Raw genomic sequence first — 18,172 nt, forward strand, 5'->3', positions numbered from 1 at the left:
GTTAACCAGCGTCGCAAGGCACAACACTCCGGGCCTTGCGGTCAAACTTTTGCGGGTTATCCGGCCACGCGAAAGGTCAGATTGATCCGCTGTTCACCCAGACGTGGATGCCGACCCTGCTTGATCGGCAACACACCGTGATAACGCAAGCGATCAACGCCGCCCCAGACCACCATGTCGCCATGCAGCAAGGCAATGCGCTGGCTCTTGTCGCTGCGATTGAAACCACCGAAGAGGAACATCGCCGGCAACCCGAGTGACAACGAAACGATCGGTGCGCTGTAGGCCTTTTCGTCTTTGTCCTGATGCAATGACATCTTGGCGCCGGGGACATAGCGGTTGATCAGGCAGGAATCGGCGTTGAAGTCAGCAAATCCGGTCTGTGCCGCTGCCGAGTGCGCCAGCTCCGAGAATACTTCCGGCATCGCTGGCCATGGCAAATCACTGAGCGGATCGACGCCTGAATAACGGTAACCATGGCGATCAGTGATCCAGCCCAATGGCCCGCAACTGCTGGTGCCTACTGACATGCTGAATCCGCCCGGCGTGACCATGTGGCGCAATGGCGCCGCGGCAAGAATTGCATCCAGTGCCGGCAGGATCTGCTCGATCAGCGGCAGGGCGAAACCATGCAGCACCCACGATTGTTCGCCAATCTGCTCGGTGCGAGGGCGTTGTTCGGGTTCATGATCGGCGAACAGATCGAAAGTATTCGGTTGCATGGTGGTCAGGTGGCGTCGTGAAAGATGATGCCTAGGGTATGCCTTTTTCCACTGTGCAGGCGACTGACGCCGTGGCGCATCGTCACCCGATAATCACCGCGCACGCCTTTGGCCGGGCGCTGGTTGACGGCAAAGATCACCGCGTCACCTTTCGTAAGGTCCAGCACGTGCGGTCGGGATTGCATGCGCGGGCGCTGCTCGGTGAGCACGAATTCTCCTCCAGTAAAGTCTTGCCCGGGTTCTGACAGAAGAATCGCCACTTGCAGCGGGAAAACCGATTCGCCGTACAAATCCTGATGCAGGCAGTTGTAGTCCTGCGAGCCATATTGCAACAAGAGAGGGGTAGGGCGTATCTGGCCGACAGCATGGCAGCGCTGAAGAAATTCGGCGTGGCTCGCCGGAAAGCGCTCGGGCAGGTTCATGCGTTCGTACCAGCGATTGGCCAAAGACACCAGGCGCGGATACAACGCGCAGCGCAGGCGTTCGACCGGTGTCGGCAGGGGATAACGAAAGTATTTGTACTCGCCGCGACCGAAACCGTGGCGGGCCATGATGACCTGCGAGCGAAACGGTTCGGTCTGCGGATACAGCCCACTCAATTGATCACAGGTTTCGGCCTGCAGCAGCGAACGGATGATCGCGCAGCCGTGCTGATCCAGTTGCTGCTCAAGGCTTGCCCAGTCGAGCGAATCCAGCCGGGAGGGTGACATCGACATGCGGACTCCTTGACTCATGGTCGAAGAAAGTCAGTCTAGGCAGGGCCTCGCGGCAGAACACTCCGCCGCTTGCGGTCGAATTCCTGTCGATGCTTACAGCGCTTTGCTGACGGCGATGTCGCTGATCACGTCTTCAGATGAGCCGTGAAGCGCATCCAGAGCAGCCTTGGCTTCTTCTTCAGTGCCGTTTACCAGTTGCGCGAACTCGAAGCGGCGTTCACCGTTGAGTTTGTACTTGATGACGTATTTGGTCGTTTGGGCCACGGTCATGCATTCCTTTCTGGTTGAGCGGCGTGTCTCAGCTGAGTTTGGTGCTGGAACGACGGATGATCTTGATCGAGTGGGTCAGGGTCGGCTTGCGCGTGACGCTGATCGGCCGACGGTTGACGGTGTCGATGGTGATGTTCCAGAAACCGGTGCTCGGCGCGGTGATACGGGCCGGAAAAGTGTCGAAGGCGCCGCCGTGATAGGTGTGACGGCCGCCGTTCTTGAAGCTGCGGAAGTTGGCGTCGTTCATCAAACGGATGTTGCACATTTGCGAGCATTGAATGACGACGATGTCGTCTTCGTTGAGGTGTTCGCGCTGGTGAATGAATTTCATGGGCGCCTCCAGAAGGGCTTTTTCTACAAAATCAAAACGATAGCTTGTAATTGCGCGCAGTTTATCAGCCCGCACGGGTTATTATCTGGCCGTCGGGCGTTGGTTTGACAAATTTGAACAGATATTCGCAATCGGATGCGGGTTAAATGCAGAAGGCCCCGGAGAAAAACGGCATTTGTGCTGTCGGACGGTCTTTAACGGAGGTTTTGTATGAAGTGGGGTGTGGTGTGTCTGCCGTTGGTTTTGGCTGTGGGTGGTTGTGCGAGTGTTTCGGAAATCAATGAAACGCTGCCGACCGTGAGCGTAATCTCCGGCAAGAAACCCCATGAATATGCCCAATGCCTGGCCGAGAAGCTGGCGGACAGCCGCGGTGCGCTGCAAATGCAGCCGCACAAGGACGGGGTTCGGGTCATCGTCCCGGGTAAATTTTCCACCGGCGCGGCAGCGGTATTTGATATCGAAGATCGCTCCGGCGGCAGCAGCATCAAGTTGCATGAGCGCATGTCGAATGTGCCAGTGCGTCCGCGTGATGTGCGAAACGCTGCCAATGCGTGTATTTCCGGCTGATAGACTGACAGTCATCAGCACCGATGCCGTCGCAGTCATGCTGTGACGGCATTTTCATTTCTGGAGTTGCGATGAAGCGAGAGCAAGTACGGGAGCGCCACGTAGAGGGCCTGATCTCTGCCACCCATGTCATCCAGAACCCGGCGAATCCGGGGGAGTGGATCGTGTTTTTCAAGAAGAGCGCCGGCCGCAGTTACTTTCTGGTGGACGATAACGACGAAGTCGAATCCTTCAATCGTCTCGACGATCTGATCGAAGTCGTGCGCGGACTCGGAATCAAATTCGCCGAAATTCATATGTAAGGTCTATTTGCAGACCACAACAACGCTGCGGTTTTTGTAGTTGCCGACATCGACGCCCAGGGTTTTGTCGCTTTCCTTCGGCTGTGGCGTGCCGTCAGTGCCAACGATGCGATAACCAGTACCTGCGCAAGACGCATCGGCCTTTTCATAGCAGGTCGCCCAGGAATTGGCTTCGCCGGAGCAATCGATCGACAGCCCTTGCTCGCCGTTGTTCAGGTACGTGGGTTGAGAGGTGGCACAGCCAACCAATGCCAATAGCGCAATCAGTGGCAGGAATTTTTTCAGGGTCATGTTCATGGTCTTCAGCGAAGGGGACTAGACGCTCTGACAGCGCCGGTGTGAAAAGGTTATAGCGTTTGGCCACTTGTTTGTACGTGGGCACAAAAAAGCCCTGCTCAAGGCAGGGCTGGGGCATATCGCAGCAGATCAGTCCTGATCTTTGCCACGGCGCTTGGCTGATGCCGGAGTGTCCGTGAATACGGAAGCAACATCGGTCGCCATTTGCTCGCTGTCGAAAGGCCCGGCGATGTGCTCGCCATTGGTGGTGGTCAGCGTCCACTTGCCGTCTTTCTTGTCGATCACATACCCGTTGATGATTTTTACCGCGGCCATCTATCTGTCTCGTTCGCTGGTTCAAAGGCGCCATGATACCGCCAAATGCTGGCATTGGGGGGCGATGAGCGTATGGTAATCCGGATTGTCGACAGCTTTGAGCTACGCTGATCTGGCCGCGCCCGGATGTCGATGGAACTATCGGCGAGAATATTTCTCTATGTTGGCATCGGTTAGCCAGCGCGGGGCATTGTAAGGTGCACGCCGCCTGATTAGACTGCGCCGAAACTCGTACACACAGCCCTTTCAAGGACTTATATGATCAAGAAATGCTTGTTCCCAGCAGCCGGTTACGGCACTCGCTTCCTGCCAGCGACTAAAGCCATGCCTAAAGAAATGCTGCCGGTGGTAAACAAGCCACTGATCCAGTACGGCGTTGAAGAAGCTCTGGATGCCGGCCTGACGGAAATTTCCATCGTGACCGGTCGTGGCAAGCGTGCTCTGGAAGACCACTTCGACATCAGCTACGAGCTGGAAAACCAAATCAAAGGCACCGACAAAGAGAAATACCTGGTCGGCATCCGCAAACTGCTCGACGAGTGCTCGTTCTCCTACACCCGTCAGACCGAAATGAAAGGTCTGGGCCATGCGATCCTGACTGGTCGCCCGCTGATCGGTGACGAACCGTTCGCCGTGGTCCTGGCGGACGACCTGTGCGTCAACCTCGAAGGCGACGGCGTACTGACCCAGATGGTCAAGCTGTACAAGCAGTTCCGCTGCTCGATCATCGCCATCCAGGAAGTCGATCCGCAGGAAACCAGCAAGTACGGCGTGATCGCCGGCGAGATGATCCGCGACGACATCTACCGCGTGCACAGCATGGTCGAGAAGCCAAAGCCGGAAGATGCGCCGTCGAACCTGGCAATCATCGGTCGTTACATCCTGACCCCGGACATCTTCGACCTGATCGAACAGACCGAACCAGGCAAGGGCGGCGAAATCCAGATCACCGACGCCCTGATGAAACAAGCCCAGAACGGCTGCGTCATGGCCTACAAGTTCAAAGGCAAGCGTTTCGACTGCGGTGGTGCTGAAGGCTACATCGAAGCAACCAACTTCTGCTTCGAGAACTTCTACAAGACTGGCAAGGCTTACTAAGAGCGCTTGATTGGTCAGTAGCGACTTTGCACTGCGTCATTCGTGTAGGTCAAAAAAACGCCCCGACTGGTTCTGGGCGTTTTTTTTTCGCTGGAAAAAGTTCGCTTCCAAGCGAAAAGGGTCGAAAGTCGAAGGAAATTTCCGAGTTGTAATATGAAACAAATGAGTAATTGTCAGCGCGTTTGATCGCTGTTGAACTCGTCAATCCTCGCCACGGATGTGCGCAGGTAAAACTTTCGCGACTGTCTGAACACGTCAGCGGAATCAAGATTGCAGCATAAGGAATTTGTCGGTGCCGCTTACTCATCAGGTTACACATACCAAAGCAAAATCTACGCGCTGGTTCGGCCTCGGCGTGTTGATGTTGCCAGTGCTACTGGTAACCGTTGATAACACCGTACTGGGTTTCGCATTACCCAAAATCGCCGAAGCTTTGCGCCCAAGTGCCAGTCAACAACTGTGGATGATCGACGCCTACTCGTTGGTGCTCGCCGGACTGCTGGTGTCCATGGGAAGTCTGGGAGATCGGGTCGGGCACCGCAAGTTGCTGCTTATCGGCTCGCTCGGATTTGCTGTGGTATCGGTGCTGACCGCCTATTCCGAGACGGCCTTGCAGTTGATTATCGGGCGTGCCTGCATGGGGATTTTCGGGGCGATGCTGATGCCTTCCACATTGGCATTGATACGTTCGGTGTTTGAGGATCGAGAGGAGCGCAGGCTGGCTGTCGCGATCTGGGCCACGACATTGACCGTCGGTTCGGCTCTGGGGCCTTTGGTGGGCGGAGTGTTGCTGCAGTTCTTTGATTGGGGCGCGATTTTTCTGTTGGCGGTACCCGTTCTGATTCCGCTGTTGGTGTTGGGTCCGCTATTGCTTCCTGAGTCGGAGCGTGATGCATCTGGGCCGTTGGATCTGATCAGCATTCTTCAGTCGATGGCCGCCTTGGGTGGCATCGTTTACGGCATCAAGCATGCCGCCAGTGAAGGTGTTGACGGGGTCGTGCTGGGGGGCTTTCTGGTCGGCGTATTGGCAGGCTGGATGTTTGTCCGGCGCCAGTTACGTCTTCCTGTGCCGCTGATGGATATGACTCTGTTCCGCAACGGGACTTTCAGCGGGTCTGTTCTGATCAATTTGATGAGTCTTGCGTTCCTCGTCGGTTTTGTTTTCTTCACCACTCAGTTTTTGCAGATTGTCCTGCAGATGTCGCCTTTGAGTGCGAGCCTGGCGTTGGTTCCGGGCCAAATCATGGCGATTGTGGTTGGAATGGCGGTGGTGCCGGTCGCGCAGCGTATGCCTGTGCATATGCTGATACCGGTCCTGATGGCCTTCGCTGGTGCGGCGTTTTTGCTGGTGGCCAGCATCGGCAGCAGTCTCGCGGTGTTGGTAGCGGCGTTTGCATTGTTGAATGTCGGAGTGGGCGCTATTGCGACGGTGTCCAATGACGTGATTTTGTCGGCCGCGCCTCCGGCAAAGGCAGGTGCAGCTTCCGCCATCAGTGAAACGGCCTATGAAGTGGGCGTGGTGTTGGGGACGACTCTGCTCGGCGGCCTGGTCACGGCCTACTATCGTACTGGCCTGCAGCTTCCAGCGTTTTTGAGTGATATTCAGGCGACGCTGGCAAGTGAAACGCTGTCGGGCGCTCATCATGTGGCGGCCGGTTTGGCGGGTAATCAGGCGCAACAATTAATGCAGCAGGCGGGAAGTGCATTTGAAGGCGGAATCGAATTGGTTTCTTGGGTCGCCTTCAGTCTGGCGCTTATGGCGATTCTGATTGCTTGGTGTACGTTGCGGTTGCCAAAAGTTGAATCGGCAGAATGTCATTGATCAAAAGCTGAAGGTAAAACTCCACGGTGTTGCTGATCTACATGCTGTAGAGACTTGCTCAATAACCGTCTGCAGGTATGCTGATCCCCTGCCGAGGAGATAGAAATGGCCTACGATTTTGACCTTTATGTGATTGGTGCCGGTTCCGGCGGTGTGCGTGCTGCGCGTTTTGCGGCCGGGTTCGGCGCGAAAGTGGCGGTGGCGGAGAGCCGTTATCTGGGCGGGACCTGTGTCAATGTTGGCTGTGTGCCGAAGAAGCTGCTGGTGTACGGCGCGCACTTCGCTGAAGACTTTGAGCAGGCGTCCGGTTTTGGCTGGAGCCTGGGTGAAGCGAATTTCGATTGGGCGACGCTGATCGCCAACAAGGATCGCGAGATCAATCGCCTCAACGGCATTTACCGCAATCTGCTGGTCAACAGCGGTGTGACCTTGCATGAGGCGCACGCGAAGATCGTTGGTCCGCATGAAGTCGAAGTGAATGGCGAGCGATATACCGCGAAAAACATTCTGATCGCCACTGGCGGTTGGCCGCAGATTCCGGAGATTCCGGGGCGCGAACACGCGATCGGTTCCAATGAAGCGTTCTTCCTGAAAGAGCTGCCAAAGCGTGTGCTGGTGGTTGGCGGCGGTTACATCGCGGTCGAATTCGCCGGGATCTTCCACGGCCTGGGTGCGAACACCACGCTGCTGTATCGCGGCGATCTGTTCCTGCGCGGTTTCGATGGTTCGGTGCGCAAGCACTTGCAGGAAGAACTGACCAAGCGTGGCCTGGATCTGCAATTCAACGCCGACATCGCGCGCATCGACAAGCAGGCTGACGGCAGCTTGAAAGCCACGCTTAAAGATGGTCGAGAGCTGGAGGCGGACTGCATTTTCTACGCCACCGGCCGCCGCCCGATGCTCGATAATCTCGGGCTGGAAAATACCGATGTACAGCTCACGGACAAAGGCTTCATCAAAGTCGATGAGCAGTACCAAACCAGCGAGCCATCGATTCTGGCGCTGGGCGATGTCATCGGTCGCGTGCAACTGACGCCTGTGGCGTTGGCGGAGGGCATGGCCGTGGCGCGACGCCTGTTCAAACCAGAGCAATACCGTCCGGTGGATTACAAGATGATCCCGACAGCGGTATTCAGCCTGCCGAACATCGGCACGGTCGGTTTGACCGAGGAAGAAGCGCGCGAGGCTGGTCACGAGGTGGTGATCTTCGAAAGCCGTTTCCGGCCGATGAAACTGACCCTGACCGAGTGTCAGGAAAAAACCCTGATGAAGCTGGTAGTCGACGGCAAGACCGACAAAGTCCTCGGCTGCCACATGGTCGGCCCGGACGCTGGCGAGATCGTTCAGGGTTTGGCGATTGCGTTGAAGGCTGGCGCAACCAAGCGTGACTTCGACGACACGATCGGGGTGCACCCGACGGCCGCCGAAGAATTCGTCACCATGCGTACGCCGGTCGGCGCTTAAGCGTCTTTCGGTTTGGCTGAGTCTGGCGCTGCCGCAACGGTAGCCGCCAGACGCTGGCTTTCTTCCAGGCTTGCTTGAGCCTTGTTCAATTCTTTTTCCAGAGACTGGTTGAGCAGCGCCTGCTCCTCGACGCTCTGTTTGAGTGTCTGGCTTTCCAGGGTGGCTACGCGCAAGCGTTCCTGGAGGAGGGTGCGCTCACTGTCGACGCGGGTCGCTTGTTCGAGCAGTTGATCCTGACGCTGGTTGCTCTGCTTGAGCTGATCTTGCATCAGGCTCAGTTCGCGCTGCGTGCCACGGTTTTCCGTGAGCAGGCGTTCGTTGTCGCGGTGCAGTTGCGTGATTTCGTCCTGACGAACCAGTGCGCTTTGCTGCGCCTGACGCAGTTCGGCCTGAATCTGCTGCACTTGCGCTTCGTGACGGCTCTGTTCCTGCTCGCGCTGCTCTTTGCTGGCGTTGCGGTAGTGCTCCAGTGCGTCACGGGCGTGCAGGTGTTTTTCTTCCAGCGAACGGATCTGTTCGTCCTTGTCCTGCAGGCGCAATTCAAAATCGGCCAGTGCTTGATTCAGACCGGCGTTACGCGTTTGTTCGGTCTGCAGCATTGAACGAGTGTTGTTCAGGGCTTCGGACTCGCGCTCCAACGCTGCGCCTTGAATATCGTGCTCTTGCTCCAGCTTTTCCAGAGCCTGGCACGTTTGTTTCAGCTCCGACTCCAGTGCTTCGCGCTGCTCTTCAAACTGCTCGCGAGCCTGTTCGATAGGCTCTTGCGCCTGCTCTTTGAGGCGTTGGGCGAGGCGCGAGACGAGGGCGGCCAACTCGTCATCGATAGGCTCTGCCGAGGCTTCAATGGGCTGAGCGCCGTCGTCCAGCTCTTTCAGGTAGCGATGGATCGTGGTTTTTGAGCCGGTGTTGCCCATTTCAATGCGTACTGCATCGATGCTCGGGTGTTCGCCACGGGCGAGGATCGCTGTGCGCGCGATCTGCACAAGGGCTTTGGTAATGCCGCCACGGGCCATGTGAACTCCTACGGTTACGTACTGTGGTACATGCCACTAAAGTACGCAGTGTACCATTCAGAAAATAAAGGTAAACCTTTGATAATAAAGACACGGGATATACTGGTATTACCCAGTGTCAGACGGCAAAATGCGTTTCTGCATCCCTGTATCAGTACGCCAGCGAGAAAACAGCCCATGAGCGATCTGGATCGCTATCTGCAAGCCGCCACCCGTGACAACACCCGCCGTAGCTATCGCGCGGCCATCGAGCATTTCGAAGTGAAGTGGGGTGGGTTTCTGCCGGCGACCGCCGATAGCGTTGCGCGGTATTTGGTGGCGCACGCTGAGGAGTTGTCGATCAACACGCTGAAGCTGCGTTTGTCGGCGCTGGCGCAATGGCACAACAGCCAAGGGTTTGCCGACCCGACCAAGGCGCCGGTGGTGCGCAAGGTGTTCAAGGGGATTCGCGCGCTGCACCCGGCACAGGAGAAACAGGCGGAGCCGCTGCAGTTGCAGGATCTGCAGCGCGTCATCGATTGGCTTGAGCATGAAATACAAACCGCGAGAGAGCAGCAGGACCGCCCGTTACTCCTCAAGGCTTACCGTGATCGCGCCTTGATTCTGCTGGGATTCTGGCGTGGCTTCCGCAGTGATGAGTTGTGTCGCTTGCAAATCGAACACGTGCAGGCGCACGCAGGGAAAGGCATCACCTTGTATTTGCCACGCAGCAAGGGTGATCGGGAAAACCTCGGCCAGACCTATCAAGCGCCGGCGCTGCTCAAGCTCTGCCCGGTGCAGGCCTACATCGACTGGATCACCGAGGCGGCGCTGGTGCGTGGCCCGGTTTTTCGCAGCATCGACCGCTGGGGCAATCTGAACGAGGAGGGGCTGCACGCCAACAGCATCATTCCTCTGCTGCGCCAGGCTTTGCAGCGCGCCGGTATTGCTGCCGAAAACTACACCAGCCATTCCCTGCGCCGAGGCTTCGCCACGTGGGCCCATCAAAGCGGCTGGGATCTGAAATCATTGATGAGTTACGTCGGCTGGAAGGATATGAAGTCTGCGATGCGCTATGTTGAAGCCAGCCCATTCCAGGGGATGGCTCGGATTACGGATAAACCGGCTACGTCTTAGAGATCGTTTTCTTCTATTAATACAGTCAGCTAATAGCGAAAACAAATCAGCAGCATCAGGTTTGCCAATGAGCCATCCGTCGAGTGAGTGGGTAGGATTCACCCATCAACTTCATAACCCCTGACGGAGAGTCATCAATGCCTATCATCAACAGCCAAGTAAAACCGTTCAAAGCTACCGCATTCAAAAACGGCGACTTCGTTCAAGTCTCGGACGCTGACCTGAAAGGCAAGTGGTCGGTCGTGTTCTTCTACCCAGCCGACTTCACCTTCGTTTGCCCAACCGAGCTGGAAGACCTGGCTGACAACTACGCTGCGTTCCAGAAGCTGGGCGTAGAGATCTACAGCGTTTCCACCGACACCCACTTTGCCCACGCTGCCTGGCACAACACTTCGCCAGCCATCGGCAAAATCGAATACACCATGATCGGCGACCCGACCCACGCCATCTCCCGCAACTTTGACGTGCTGATCGAAGAAGTTGGCCTGGCTGACCGTGGCACCTTCGTGATCAACCCTGAAGGCCAGATCAAAATCGTTGAACTGAACGATGGCGGCGTCGGCCGTGACGCTTCCGAGCTGCTGCGCAAGATCAAGGCTGCTCAGTACGTTGCTGCTCACCCAGGCGAAGTCTGCCCAGCCAAGTGGAAAGAAGGCGAGGCCACTCTGGCACCGTCCCTGGATCTGGTCGGCAAGATCTAAGTCTGTGACACGCAACTCAGGGCGGTACGCCGCACCTTCTTAAGTACGCTGCACCGCCCAATAAAAATGCCCGGGCGAGATTCGCTCGGGCTTTTTTTCGCCTCAAATAAAGGAAATCGCCCGTATGTTGGACGCCAATCTTAAAGCCCAGTTGAAATCGTACCTGGAACGGGTCACCCAGCCGATCGAGATCGTTGCCTCCCTCGACGACGGTGCGAAATCCCGTGAAATGCTGGAACTGCTGAAAGACGTTGCCAGTCTTTCGAGCCAAATTACCTTGATCGACAGCGGTGACGATGCACGCAAGCCATCGTTCTCGATCAATCGCCCGGGCGCTGACATCAGTCTGCGTTTCGCCGGCATCCCGATGGGCCACGAGTTCACTTCGCTGGTGCTGGCCTTGCTGCAAGTCGGCGGCCACCCATCGAAAGCCAGTGTTGAAGTAATCGAGCAGATTCGCTCGCTGAAAGGCGAGTTCAGCTTCGAGACGTACTTCTCGCTGTCCTGCCAGAACTGCCCGGACGTGGTCCAGGCGCTGAACCTGATGGTCGTCCTCAACCCGAATATCCGCCACGTCGCTATCGACGGCGCGCTGTTCCAGGACGAAGTCAACGATCGCAAGATCATGGCCGTGCCGAGCATTTACCTCAACGGTGAAAACTTCGGTCAGGGCCGCATGGGCCTGGAAGAGATTCTGGCCAAACTCGACACCGGCGCGATCGAGCGTCAGGCTGAAAAGATCAGCGCCAAAGAGGCCTTCGACGTGCTGGTTGTCGGCGGTGGCCCGGCCGGTGCTTCGGCAGCGATTTACGCTGCACGTAAAGGCATTCGCACTGGTGTTGCGGCTGAGCGTTTTGGCGGCCAGGTGCTCGACACCATGGCCATCGAGAACTTCATTTCCGTACAGGAAACCGAGGGGCCGAAACTGGCCACGGCGCTGGAAGAACACGTCAAGCAGTACGACGTCGACATCATGAACCTGCAACGCGCCGACAAGCTGATCCCGGGCAAAAACGGCGAGCTGCATGAAGTCCGCTTCGCCAGCGGCGCGACCCTCAAAGCCAAGAGCGTGATTCTGGCGACCGGTGCGCGCTGGCGTGAAATGAACGTGCCGGGCGAGCAGCAATACCGCAACAAAGGCGTGGCGTACTGCCCGCACTGCGATGGTCCGTTGTTCAAAGGCAAGCGTGTTGCAGTGATCGGCGGCGGTAACTCCGGTGTGGAAGCGGCCATCGACCTGGCCGGTATCGTGTCTCACGTAACGTTGCTGGAATTCGACGTGCAACTGCGTGCCGACGCCGTATTGCAGCGCAAATTACACAGCCTCAAGAACGTTACTGTGATCACCAGTGCGCAAACCACTGAAGTCACCGGTAATGGCGAGAAGGTCAACGGCCTGCGTTACAAGGATCGCAACACTGATGAGTTGCGTAGCGTCGAGCTGGAAGGGATTTTCGTGCAGATCGGTTTGCTGCCGAATACCGACTGGCTCAAAGGCACCATCGAGCTGTCGCCACGTGGCGAGATCATCGTCGATAACCGTGGTGAAACGTCGATTGCAGGCATTTTCGCTGCCGGCGACGTGACCACTGTGCCGTACAAGCAGATCGTGATTGCGGTGGGCGAGGGGGCCAAGGCTTCGTTGAGTGCATTTGATCACTTGATCCGCACGTCCGCTCCGGCTTAAACGTCCTGGCAGAAATGAAAAAACCCGTGAGCGATCACGGGTTTTTTATGCCTGACGCAAAAGATCGCAGCCTGCGGCAGCTCCTACAGGGATTGTGTAGGAGCTGGCGAAACCTGCGATCTTTTTACAGCGGGGTTGGCTGAATGATCTCGACCCAGTAACCATCCGGATCCTTGATGAACGCCAGGCTTTTCATGCGGCCATCGCTCAGGCGCTTCTGGAAGTCGCAGCCCAACTCTTCAAAACGCGCACAGGCCGCGACGATATCCGGCACCGAAATGCAGATATGACCAAAACCACGCGGATCGGTATTGCCGTTGTGATAGGCGAAATCTGCGTCGTTCTCAGTGCCGTGGTTGTGAGTCAGTTCCAGAATGCCTGGAATCGACTTCATCCACTCGGTACGAGCAGCGGCGTCGGCCGGGATCTGTGCCTTGTCGACCAGCGCGAGGAAATACAAGCTGAATTCCGCTTCCGGGAAATCACGCTTCTCAACCAGCGAGAAACCCAGTACGCGGGTGTAGAAGTCCAGGGATTTGGTGATGTCTTTGACACGCAGCATGGTGTGGTTGAAGACGAAGTTACGGGTTGCGCTGTCTGGTGTGGCGGTGACGCCGGGGAAAGTGTTGAGTTCGTGCAGGCTCATGGGCCCTCCAATAACTATGGGCGAGTGAATGGGCGCAATGATACGCATGCCTGCCGGCATCGCCAAATGAAAGGGCAGACTTGCCCTGCGTGCGGGCGAGCCTCAGACTTTACCGCTCAATCTGCGAGTGCGTCCGGCAATGATCCGACTGTTCAAATCCCTGTTTGTATTTTCTGCGTTGTCGCTTGTGGCTGTCTGCGCGTCAGCGGACGAACCGAGCATTACCTGGCCGGCCGGCTGGGAAGTCGAGGCACTGCCTGAGACAAGTGCCCAGGTTTCCCGCCAGCGTGCGGTGAAGAATGACGCCGATGGCAATCAGGTCATGGTGATGGAATTGACCATGACTCAGGTTGAGAAGGACCATCAGGTCAATTTGCAGGGCGTGCTGCTGGAGATGCGCAAGTCGATACAGAAGGACTTCTTCCAGGGTGGCTATCAAAGTGTCTGCAACAAAGTGCATCCGGCCAAGCTGGGTACTTTGTCGGCACTGGAAACCACTTGCACGATCACCGAAAACGGTCGGCATGTGTTGTCGCAAACCTTGGTGGCGGCGGTCGAGGCGGACAAGGCTTATGTTCTTTCCTACGCCGGACAGGCGGAGGCTTATAAGGCGAGCGCAGACGAGATAGTGGCGCTGAGAAACAGCTTGAAACTTTAAGTCGCTGTACTCTTCACGGCTTGATTAGATACCCGAAGGGATTAAGCACAAAGTTTAACGAAGGGCTGCGATCGCAACATTGCGCAGCAAAATGTTTAGCTTTCTGACTCAGCAACGTTACAGAAAAGTCGAAAATTGTTAGATGAAATTCATTTCATTTGTTAGATATTGTCAATAAAAAAGCCCTGCATCATACAGGGCTTTTTTGTTGGCACGGGATTAACCGCGCAACCAGGAATCCACGGTGGCTGCACCGTATTGTTCCTTCCAGGCTTTCAGGCCGCGGTGGTTGCCGCCTTTGGTTTCGATCAGTTCACCGGTGTGCGGGTTGTGATAAACCTTGACCACGCGAGCGCGGCGGGTTTTAGGCGCTGCAGAGGTCTGCAGACCGGATTTTGCCGGGTTCGGATCGAGGATGGCGATGATGTCTTTCAGGCCTTTGCCGTAGTGTTTCATCAGCCCCTGGAGCTTTTCTTCGAATTCGATTTCTTTCTTGAGCCCGGCATCGTTCTTCAGCGATTCCAGCTGCTTGAGCTGTTCCTGAAGGGCCTTTTCAGCTGCACGAAATTCAGCGAGTCTGGACAATATCTTTACTCCAATAGTGTGTTTGGCTGATACCAACCGCAAACAAAGCTATAAGCCAAGAGCCTTGAAGCGACTCGGTGATAAATGGCTCACCTGCCAATCTTGCTCAGGTTGAAAAAATTGTAGTAGTTAATGCGCCAAGAGTAAATCCTGATGTTGTCTTCATGTAACAACTGCGGTCTTTTGTATCAATTTGGTGCGCCTGATCGGGACGCTCGTCTTAATCCGGCTTAGTTAATGGTGAGTTAATGCGCTGATGAAGTCCGCCGCCGGCATCGGTTTGCCGAACAGGTAGCCTTGCAGAAAGTTGACGTGATGTGCGGTCAGATAATCGGCTTGCGCCTGAGTTTCGACACCTTCGGCAACAATACCCAGATCAAGCTTGGCCGACAGTTCGATAATGGTGTCGAGAATGTGTCGGGACAGCGCATCGATGCCGATCATGGCGACGAAACTCTGATCGATCTTGAGGAAATCCACATTGAATTTGCGCAAGTAGCCGAGGCTTGAGTGACCGGTACCGAAGTCGTCAATCGCGATCTTCACGCCCAGTGCATGGAGTTGCTCGAACAGTTGGCGGGTGATGTCGGTCGGCTCGATCAATTCGCGCTCGGTCAGCTCCAGCACCAGGCTGACGCTGTCGGGCGCGAACGCGGCGAGAAACGTTCGGCAGTCCTCCACCAGCTCCAGGTCCTTGCAATGGCTGGCGGTGATATTGATACCGATATGAAACGGCGAGGTGAACGTTGGTGACAACGGCCCCAGCAGCGCTGCGGTTTGTTGCATCAGTGCGCGAGTCATCGGCACGATCAACCCCGAATGCTCGGCGAACGGAATAAACAGATCCGGGCGCACCAGGCCTTCTTTGGGGTGAGTCCAGCGCATCAATACTTCGGCTCCCGACCATGCCTTGCTGTCGCCATGCACCACGGGCTGAAAGTAAGGAATGAACTCGCCTGCCTCGAGCGCCCGGAGCATCTCGTGGCTCGGAGATGTAGAGCGCTTCTGCAAGACATGGCCGATGGCCCCCGACACCACACCAAAAAAGATCAACAGACTGAACAGCGGCGGATATTCATCGGCCATGTAGCGCCAGGTTTCGCCCTCGGGAAACCCCGCAGAAACGCTGAACGCATAACGCGAGGAGTCCAGCGTGTTTTGCGCTATGGGCAACGCGGGCAGGGCGCCGGTATGTACTTTGCCGTCGGCCGACAGCCAGTTGTCGCCCACTTGCAGCACCAGCAACATGTGCCGGCCGATCAGACGCAACATGTTGCTCAGATGGTAACCGTCCAGTGTCGTCAGGGCGCCGCCGCGACCTTCGCTGAGCCGGTAGACCAACAGGGCGGTGTTGGGTGTGACGGGGTTGCCATTCATCAGCCACAACTTGCCCTGGTTGTAGTCACCCGCGTTGACGGCTTCCTTGAAGTTGCCAAACAACGAGCTGCAATAGAGGTTGTCGTCCCACACCAGATTGGTCGAGCGTACAAACGGGCGGCGGGTCACCTGCTCGCGCAAGGCGAGTTTGACGTTCTCGCAGGTCTGGCCGGCCAGTGGCAGCAATTCACGGGCGGCCTGGGCGGTGTTGTCGAGCATCAATTCGAATTGGCCCAACGCCTCTTCGGCAGTCTGTTGCGAGCCTTGTTCCAGCGTGCGTTCGGCTTGCATATAAAGAATCGCGCTGCCCAGCAATACCGGAAGCAAGCCGCTGAGCAGTGTGAAAACGATGCGGGTGCTGCGTTTGCGGCGGGGTCTGACGGTCAACGGCATGGGCGCATCCTGTCGCGGTGGAGTGGGGCTCTCGAATGCAGGCCGGACAACGGCGCGCCGCTGAAAATCAGATCAGCCAGAGGGGAGGATAGATGGCTGAAGGCGCTTGCGCCGCTCATCAGTGCTTCATTCGCGTTGCCACCTCGATAAAGGCCAGAGTAGCGGGTGACGCCTGACGCTGATCAAGAACGGCAAGTCCGACCTGACGCTGCACGGCGGGCAACAACGGCTTCTTCACGTAACGAGGTGAGGCGTCGTCCGGCAAAGACCCTTCGGCAACAATCGTGATGGCGTCACCACGGCTGACCGTGTCGAGAGTGCTGAGCAGTTGCGAGCAGCGATAGCGAATGTTCGGCTGCAAACGCGCGGCCGTGAACAGCCGCGATACCAGTTCCGAAGAACCAGCCTCAGTAAGCACGAAAGGGGCGTCGCACAGATCCTTGAGACTCAACGCCGACCGCGCTGCCAGGGGATGATCCAAAGGGAGCAGGGCAACCATCTGATCTTCGAGCAAGGCAAATGTGTCGAAGCGCTCTTCGGGCAACACCACAAAACCGATGTCGATCCGCCGCTCTTCCAGCCATTGAGTCACTTGCCGGTCCGGACCTTCATCGATGTGCACTTCGATGCCCGGATGCGCTTCTCGATAGCGTCGCAGGATGTTTGGCAACAGTTTGATCGACGAGGTGGGCCCGAACGAGCCGATGCGCAAGGTGCCGCTTTTCATGCCACGCGCATCGGCGGCTTCCTGACGCAAGGTGTTGGCCAGACCGAGCATGGCGCGGGCGCGCAGCAACAGTTGCTCGCCGATATCGCTGAGCTCCACTGACGATTGGTGCCGACGCAGCAACTCAACGCCGAGCTCCTGCTCCAGCGACTTCATCGCGTGGGACACCGCCGACTGCGAAATCCCCAGCCGATGCGCGGCGAGGGTGAAACCGCGCAGTTCGGCGACCAGCGAGAAGATCTCCAGTTGCGTGAGGGTCATGAGTGTTTGCTCATTTTACGATGACAGGGAATGAGGTGAATGATACGGCATTCCGCACATTCTTTGGTCTGGAGCGTCATGCGCAACGTCGAGCAACTGCACACAACATCATCCGACATACCCGTTTACCTGACACTGGCGGCGGTCACCATGATCTGGGGCGGGACCTTTGTCGCCGGGCGTTTTCTGGCTGGCAGCCTGAGCCCGATATTCGCCGCTAGCCTGCGCTTCTTGCTGGCCAGTGCAGCGTTGCTCGGCTTTTTGTGGCTAGCGCGGATCCCCTTGGCGCGGCCGAGCCCACGGCAGTGGCTGCAACTGACGCTGCTGGGTTTTTTCGGGATTTTCTTCTACAACCTGTGCTTCTTTTACGGCCTGCAATATATCAACGCCTCGCGCGCCTCGTTGATCGTCGCGTTGAACCCGGCAGTGATCGGTCTGGCCTCGTGGTGGTTGTTCAAAGAGCGCCTGGGCCGGATGAGAGTCGCCGGCATCGCGACCTGTATTGTCGGCGCCGGTCTGGTGATCGTCAGTCGCAATCCGCAGTTACTGGCTGCAGCGCCTGATGCATGGATCGGTGATCTGTTGATTCTCGGCTGTGTGCTGGGCTGGGGTGTTTACTCGTTGTTTTCCCGTGAACTCAACCAGACGCTGGGGCCGGTGCAGACCGTGACGTACTCGATCCTGACCGGCACGCTGATGTTGTGGATTCTGGCGGCCGTACGCGGCGAGCTGAGCTGGAGTGCGCTGAATAACCTTGGTTTGCCGCAATGGCTGAGTCTGATCTACCTCGGCGTTCTCGGCTCGGCGCTGGCCTACATCGGCTACTACGATGGCATTCGTAAAATCGGCGCGACGCGCAGCGGCGTGTTTATCGCGCTCAACCCATTGACGGCGGTCATCCTTGGCGCGCTGCTGCTGGGCGAGCAACTGACGCCGGCCATGTGCCTGGGCGGTGCACTGATCCTGGGCGGCATCTACCTGTGCAACAAACCCCTTGCAGCGGGCGCAAAAAAGCGGATTTTATAGAGAGAGCAGACAAGCCTATTTACGCTGTGTAGAATCGGGTTACGCATACAATAATAATCGTCTTCTGGCAGCAGAAGC

21 protein-coding genes are annotated in these 18,172 nt (G+C 57.0%); 10 read left to right on the forward strand and 11 right to left on the reverse strand.

Going from position 1 to position 18,172, the window contains the following annotated elements; all coding sequences use genetic code 11:
• Window positions 1-56: 56 nt before the first annotated feature.
• The 4 genes from alkB to FGA82_RS27345 all read right to left on the reverse strand — a co-directional run bounded on the left by alkB (window position 57) and on the right by FGA82_RS27345 (window position 2,039).
• Window positions 57-722 carry a DNA oxidative demethylase AlkB gene (gene alkB / locus FGA82_RS27335; protein WP_141129499.1) on the reverse strand — a complete coding sequence of 222 codons (666 nt, stop codon included), beginning with the start codon at window positions 720-722 and terminating at the stop codon, window positions 57-59.
• 5 nt (window positions 723-727) lie between these two features.
• A complete protein-coding gene (locus FGA82_RS27340) occupies window positions 728-1,438 on the reverse strand; it encodes a 2OG-Fe(II) oxygenase (RefSeq protein ID WP_141129500.1) in 711 nt (236 codons plus the stop codon).
• Window positions 1,439-1,531: 93 nt separating this feature from the next.
• A complete protein-coding gene (locus FGA82_RS32215) occupies window positions 1,532-1,708 on the reverse strand; it encodes a hypothetical protein (protein WP_171057370.1) in 177 nt (58 codons plus the stop codon).
• 28 nt (window positions 1,709-1,736) lie between these two features.
• Entirely contained in the window at window positions 1,737-2,039 is a 303-nt protein-coding gene (locus tag FGA82_RS27345) for a DUF1883 domain-containing protein (protein ID WP_016984992.1), read from the reverse strand.
• A 210-nt stretch (window positions 2,040-2,249) separates the two neighbouring features.
• Here FGA82_RS27345 and FGA82_RS27350 point away from each other — a divergent pair, with 210 nt between their 5' ends.
• Window positions 2,250-2,606, forward strand: coding sequence for a hypothetical protein (locus FGA82_RS27350; protein ID WP_095120936.1), 357 nt, complete (start codon window positions 2,250-2,252; stop codon window positions 2,604-2,606).
• 71 nt (window positions 2,607-2,677) lie between these two features.
• Window positions 2,678-2,908, forward strand: a complete 231-nt coding sequence (locus FGA82_RS27355) for a hypothetical protein (protein ID WP_008082673.1) — start codon at window positions 2,678-2,680, stop codon at window positions 2,906-2,908.
• Window positions 2,909-2,911: 3 nt separating this feature from the next.
• Here FGA82_RS27355 and FGA82_RS27360 read toward each other — a convergent pair whose 3' ends face one another.
• Together FGA82_RS27360 and FGA82_RS27365 are read right to left on the reverse strand one after the other, a co-directional pair.
• Window positions 2,912-3,193: a hypothetical protein gene (locus tag FGA82_RS27360; protein ID WP_171057373.1), complete on the reverse strand. Its 282-nt coding sequence runs from the start codon at window positions 3,191-3,193 to the stop codon at window positions 2,912-2,914.
• 141 nt (window positions 3,194-3,334) lie between these two features.
• Entirely contained in the window at window positions 3,335-3,520 is a 186-nt protein-coding gene (locus FGA82_RS27365) for a hypothetical protein (RefSeq protein WP_007912238.1), read from the reverse strand.
• A 258-nt stretch (window positions 3,521-3,778) separates the two neighbouring features.
• On the opposite strand from FGA82_RS27365, the gene galU reads away from it, so the two are divergent.
• The 3 genes from galU to gorA all read left to right on the forward strand — a co-directional run bounded on the left by galU (window position 3,779) and on the right by gorA (window position 7,904).
• Window positions 3,779-4,618: a UTP--glucose-1-phosphate uridylyltransferase GalU gene (galU, locus tag FGA82_RS27370; protein WP_007912230.1), complete on the forward strand. Its 840-nt coding sequence runs from the start codon at window positions 3,779-3,781 to the stop codon at window positions 4,616-4,618.
• Window positions 4,619-4,910: 292 nt separating this feature from the next.
• A complete protein-coding gene (locus tag FGA82_RS27375) occupies window positions 4,911-6,440 on the forward strand; it encodes an MFS transporter (protein ID WP_249384295.1) in 1,530 nt (509 codons plus the stop codon).
• A gap of 105 nt (window positions 6,441-6,545) precedes the next feature.
• Window positions 6,546-7,904, forward strand: a complete 1,359-nt coding sequence (gene gorA, locus FGA82_RS27380) for a glutathione-disulfide reductase (protein ID WP_141129502.1) — start codon at window positions 6,546-6,548, stop codon at window positions 7,902-7,904.
• Here gorA and FGA82_RS27385 read toward each other — a convergent pair.
• On the reverse strand, window positions 7,901-8,917 hold the full coding sequence (locus tag FGA82_RS27385; protein WP_141129503.1) for a DNA-binding protein: 1,017 nt from the start codon (window positions 8,915-8,917) through the stop codon (window positions 7,901-7,903). The two genes, gorA and FGA82_RS27385, sit on opposite strands and share 4 nt — an antisense overlap.
• Window positions 8,918-9,094: 177 nt before the next feature.
• On the opposite strand from FGA82_RS27385, the gene FGA82_RS27390 reads away from it, so the two are divergent.
• The 3 genes from FGA82_RS27390 to ahpF all read left to right on the forward strand — a co-directional run bounded on the left by FGA82_RS27390 (window position 9,095) and on the right by ahpF (window position 12,421).
• Window positions 9,095-10,033 (forward strand): site-specific integrase, encoded by a 939-nt coding sequence (locus FGA82_RS27390; protein ID WP_141129504.1) that lies wholly within the window; start codon window positions 9,095-9,097, stop codon window positions 10,031-10,033.
• Between the two features lie 137 nt (window positions 10,034-10,170).
• Window positions 10,171-10,734, forward strand: coding sequence for an alkyl hydroperoxide reductase subunit C (gene ahpC, locus FGA82_RS27395; RefSeq protein WP_007912224.1), 564 nt, complete (start codon window positions 10,171-10,173; stop codon window positions 10,732-10,734).
• 124 nt (window positions 10,735-10,858) lie between these two features.
• A complete protein-coding gene (gene ahpF / locus FGA82_RS27400) occupies window positions 10,859-12,421 on the forward strand; it encodes an alkyl hydroperoxide reductase subunit F (protein ID WP_141129505.1) in 1,563 nt (520 codons plus the stop codon).
• A gap of 124 nt (window positions 12,422-12,545) precedes the next feature.
• Here ahpF and gloA read toward each other — a convergent pair whose 3' ends face one another.
• Entirely contained in the window at window positions 12,546-13,067 is a 522-nt protein-coding gene (gloA, locus tag FGA82_RS27405) for a lactoylglutathione lyase (RefSeq protein WP_141129506.1), read from the reverse strand.
• A gap of 139 nt (window positions 13,068-13,206) precedes the next feature.
• Between gloA and FGA82_RS27410 the strand changes: the two genes are divergently transcribed.
• Window positions 13,207-13,725: a DUF4946 domain-containing protein gene (locus tag FGA82_RS27410; RefSeq protein WP_141129507.1), complete on the forward strand. Its 519-nt coding sequence runs from the start codon at window positions 13,207-13,209 to the stop codon at window positions 13,723-13,725.
• Between the two features lie 219 nt (window positions 13,726-13,944).
• Here FGA82_RS27410 and FGA82_RS27415 read toward each other — a convergent pair whose 3' ends face one another.
• The 3 genes from FGA82_RS27415 to FGA82_RS27425 form a co-directional block, all read right to left on the reverse strand.
• Entirely contained in the window at window positions 13,945-14,310 is a 366-nt protein-coding gene (locus tag FGA82_RS27415; protein WP_077573093.1) for a histone-like nucleoid-structuring protein, MvaT/MvaU family, read from the reverse strand.
• 234 nt (window positions 14,311-14,544) lie between these two features.
• The gene (locus tag FGA82_RS27420; protein ID WP_141129508.1) at window positions 14,545-16,080 is read right to left on the reverse strand and encodes an EAL domain-containing protein; all 1,536 of its coding nucleotides are present in this window, start codon (window positions 16,078-16,080) and stop codon (window positions 14,545-14,547) included.
• Window positions 16,081-16,198: 118 nt separating this feature from the next.
• Window positions 16,199-17,068: a LysR family transcriptional regulator gene (locus FGA82_RS27425; protein ID WP_141129509.1), complete on the reverse strand. Its 870-nt coding sequence runs from the start codon at window positions 17,066-17,068 to the stop codon at window positions 16,199-16,201.
• 78 nt (window positions 17,069-17,146) lie between these two features.
• Here FGA82_RS27425 and FGA82_RS27430 point away from each other — a divergent pair, with 78 nt between their 5' ends.
• Window positions 17,147-18,094, forward strand: a complete 948-nt coding sequence (locus tag FGA82_RS27430; protein ID WP_141129510.1) for a DMT family transporter — start codon at window positions 17,147-17,149, stop codon at window positions 18,092-18,094.
• The last annotated feature ends 78 nt before the right edge of the window (window positions 18,095-18,172 follow it).

This window comes from Pseudomonas fluorescens (assembly GCF_005938625.1).
In the GTDB taxonomy this organism is placed as follows: Bacteria; Pseudomonadota; Gammaproteobacteria; order Pseudomonadales; family Pseudomonadaceae; genus Aquipseudomonas; species Aquipseudomonas fluorescens_BD.

What these genes read in the sequence shown, in the direction of transcription:
- alkB (WP_141129499.1), bottom strand. Translation starts at nt 722, where the DNA reads ATGCAACCGAATACTTTCGATCTGTTCGCCGATCATGAACCCGAACAA.
- FGA82_RS27340 (WP_141129500.1), bottom strand. Translation starts at nt 1,438, where the DNA reads ATGTCGATGTCACCCTCCCGGCTGGATTCGCTCGACTGGGCAAGCCTT.
- FGA82_RS32215 (WP_171057370.1), bottom strand. Translation starts at nt 1,708, where the DNA reads ATGACCGTGGCCCAAACGACCAAATACGTCATCAAGTACAAACTCAAC.
- FGA82_RS27345 (WP_016984992.1), bottom strand. Translation starts at nt 2,039, where the DNA reads ATGAAATTCATTCACCAGCGCGAACACCTCAACGAAGACGACATCGTC.
- FGA82_RS27350 (WP_095120936.1), top strand. Translation starts at nt 2,250, where the DNA reads ATGAAGTGGGGTGTGGTGTGTCTGCCGTTGGTTTTGGCTGTGGGTGGT.
- FGA82_RS27355 (WP_008082673.1), top strand. Translation starts at nt 2,678, where the DNA reads ATGAAGCGAGAGCAAGTACGGGAGCGCCACGTAGAGGGCCTGATCTCT.
- FGA82_RS27365 (WP_007912238.1), bottom strand. Translation starts at nt 3,520, where the DNA reads ATGGCCGCGGTAAAAATCATCAACGGGTATGTGATCGACAAGAAAGAC.
- galU (WP_007912230.1), top strand. Translation starts at nt 3,779, where the DNA reads ATGATCAAGAAATGCTTGTTCCCAGCAGCCGGTTACGGCACTCGCTTC.
- gorA (WP_141129502.1), top strand. Translation starts at nt 6,546, where the DNA reads ATGGCCTACGATTTTGACCTTTATGTGATTGGTGCCGGTTCCGGCGGT.
- FGA82_RS27385 (WP_141129503.1), bottom strand. Translation starts at nt 8,917, where the DNA reads ATGGCCCGTGGCGGCATTACCAAAGCCCTTGTGCAGATCGCGCGCACA.
- FGA82_RS27390 (WP_141129504.1), top strand. Translation starts at nt 9,095, where the DNA reads ATGAGCGATCTGGATCGCTATCTGCAAGCCGCCACCCGTGACAACACC.
- ahpC (WP_007912224.1), top strand. Translation starts at nt 10,171, where the DNA reads ATGCCTATCATCAACAGCCAAGTAAAACCGTTCAAAGCTACCGCATTC.
- ahpF (WP_141129505.1), top strand. Translation starts at nt 10,859, where the DNA reads ATGTTGGACGCCAATCTTAAAGCCCAGTTGAAATCGTACCTGGAACGG.
- gloA (WP_141129506.1), bottom strand. Translation starts at nt 13,067, where the DNA reads ATGAGCCTGCACGAACTCAACACTTTCCCCGGCGTCACCGCCACACCA.
- FGA82_RS27410 (WP_141129507.1), top strand. Translation starts at nt 13,207, where the DNA reads ATGATCCGACTGTTCAAATCCCTGTTTGTATTTTCTGCGTTGTCGCTT.
- FGA82_RS27420 (WP_141129508.1), bottom strand. Translation starts at nt 16,080, where the DNA reads ATGCCGTTGACCGTCAGACCCCGCCGCAAACGCAGCACCCGCATCGTT.
- FGA82_RS27425 (WP_141129509.1), bottom strand. Translation starts at nt 17,068, where the DNA reads ATGACCCTCACGCAACTGGAGATCTTCTCGCTGGTCGCCGAACTGCGC.
- FGA82_RS27430 (WP_141129510.1), top strand. Translation starts at nt 17,147, where the DNA reads ATGCGCAACGTCGAGCAACTGCACACAACATCATCCGACATACCCGTT.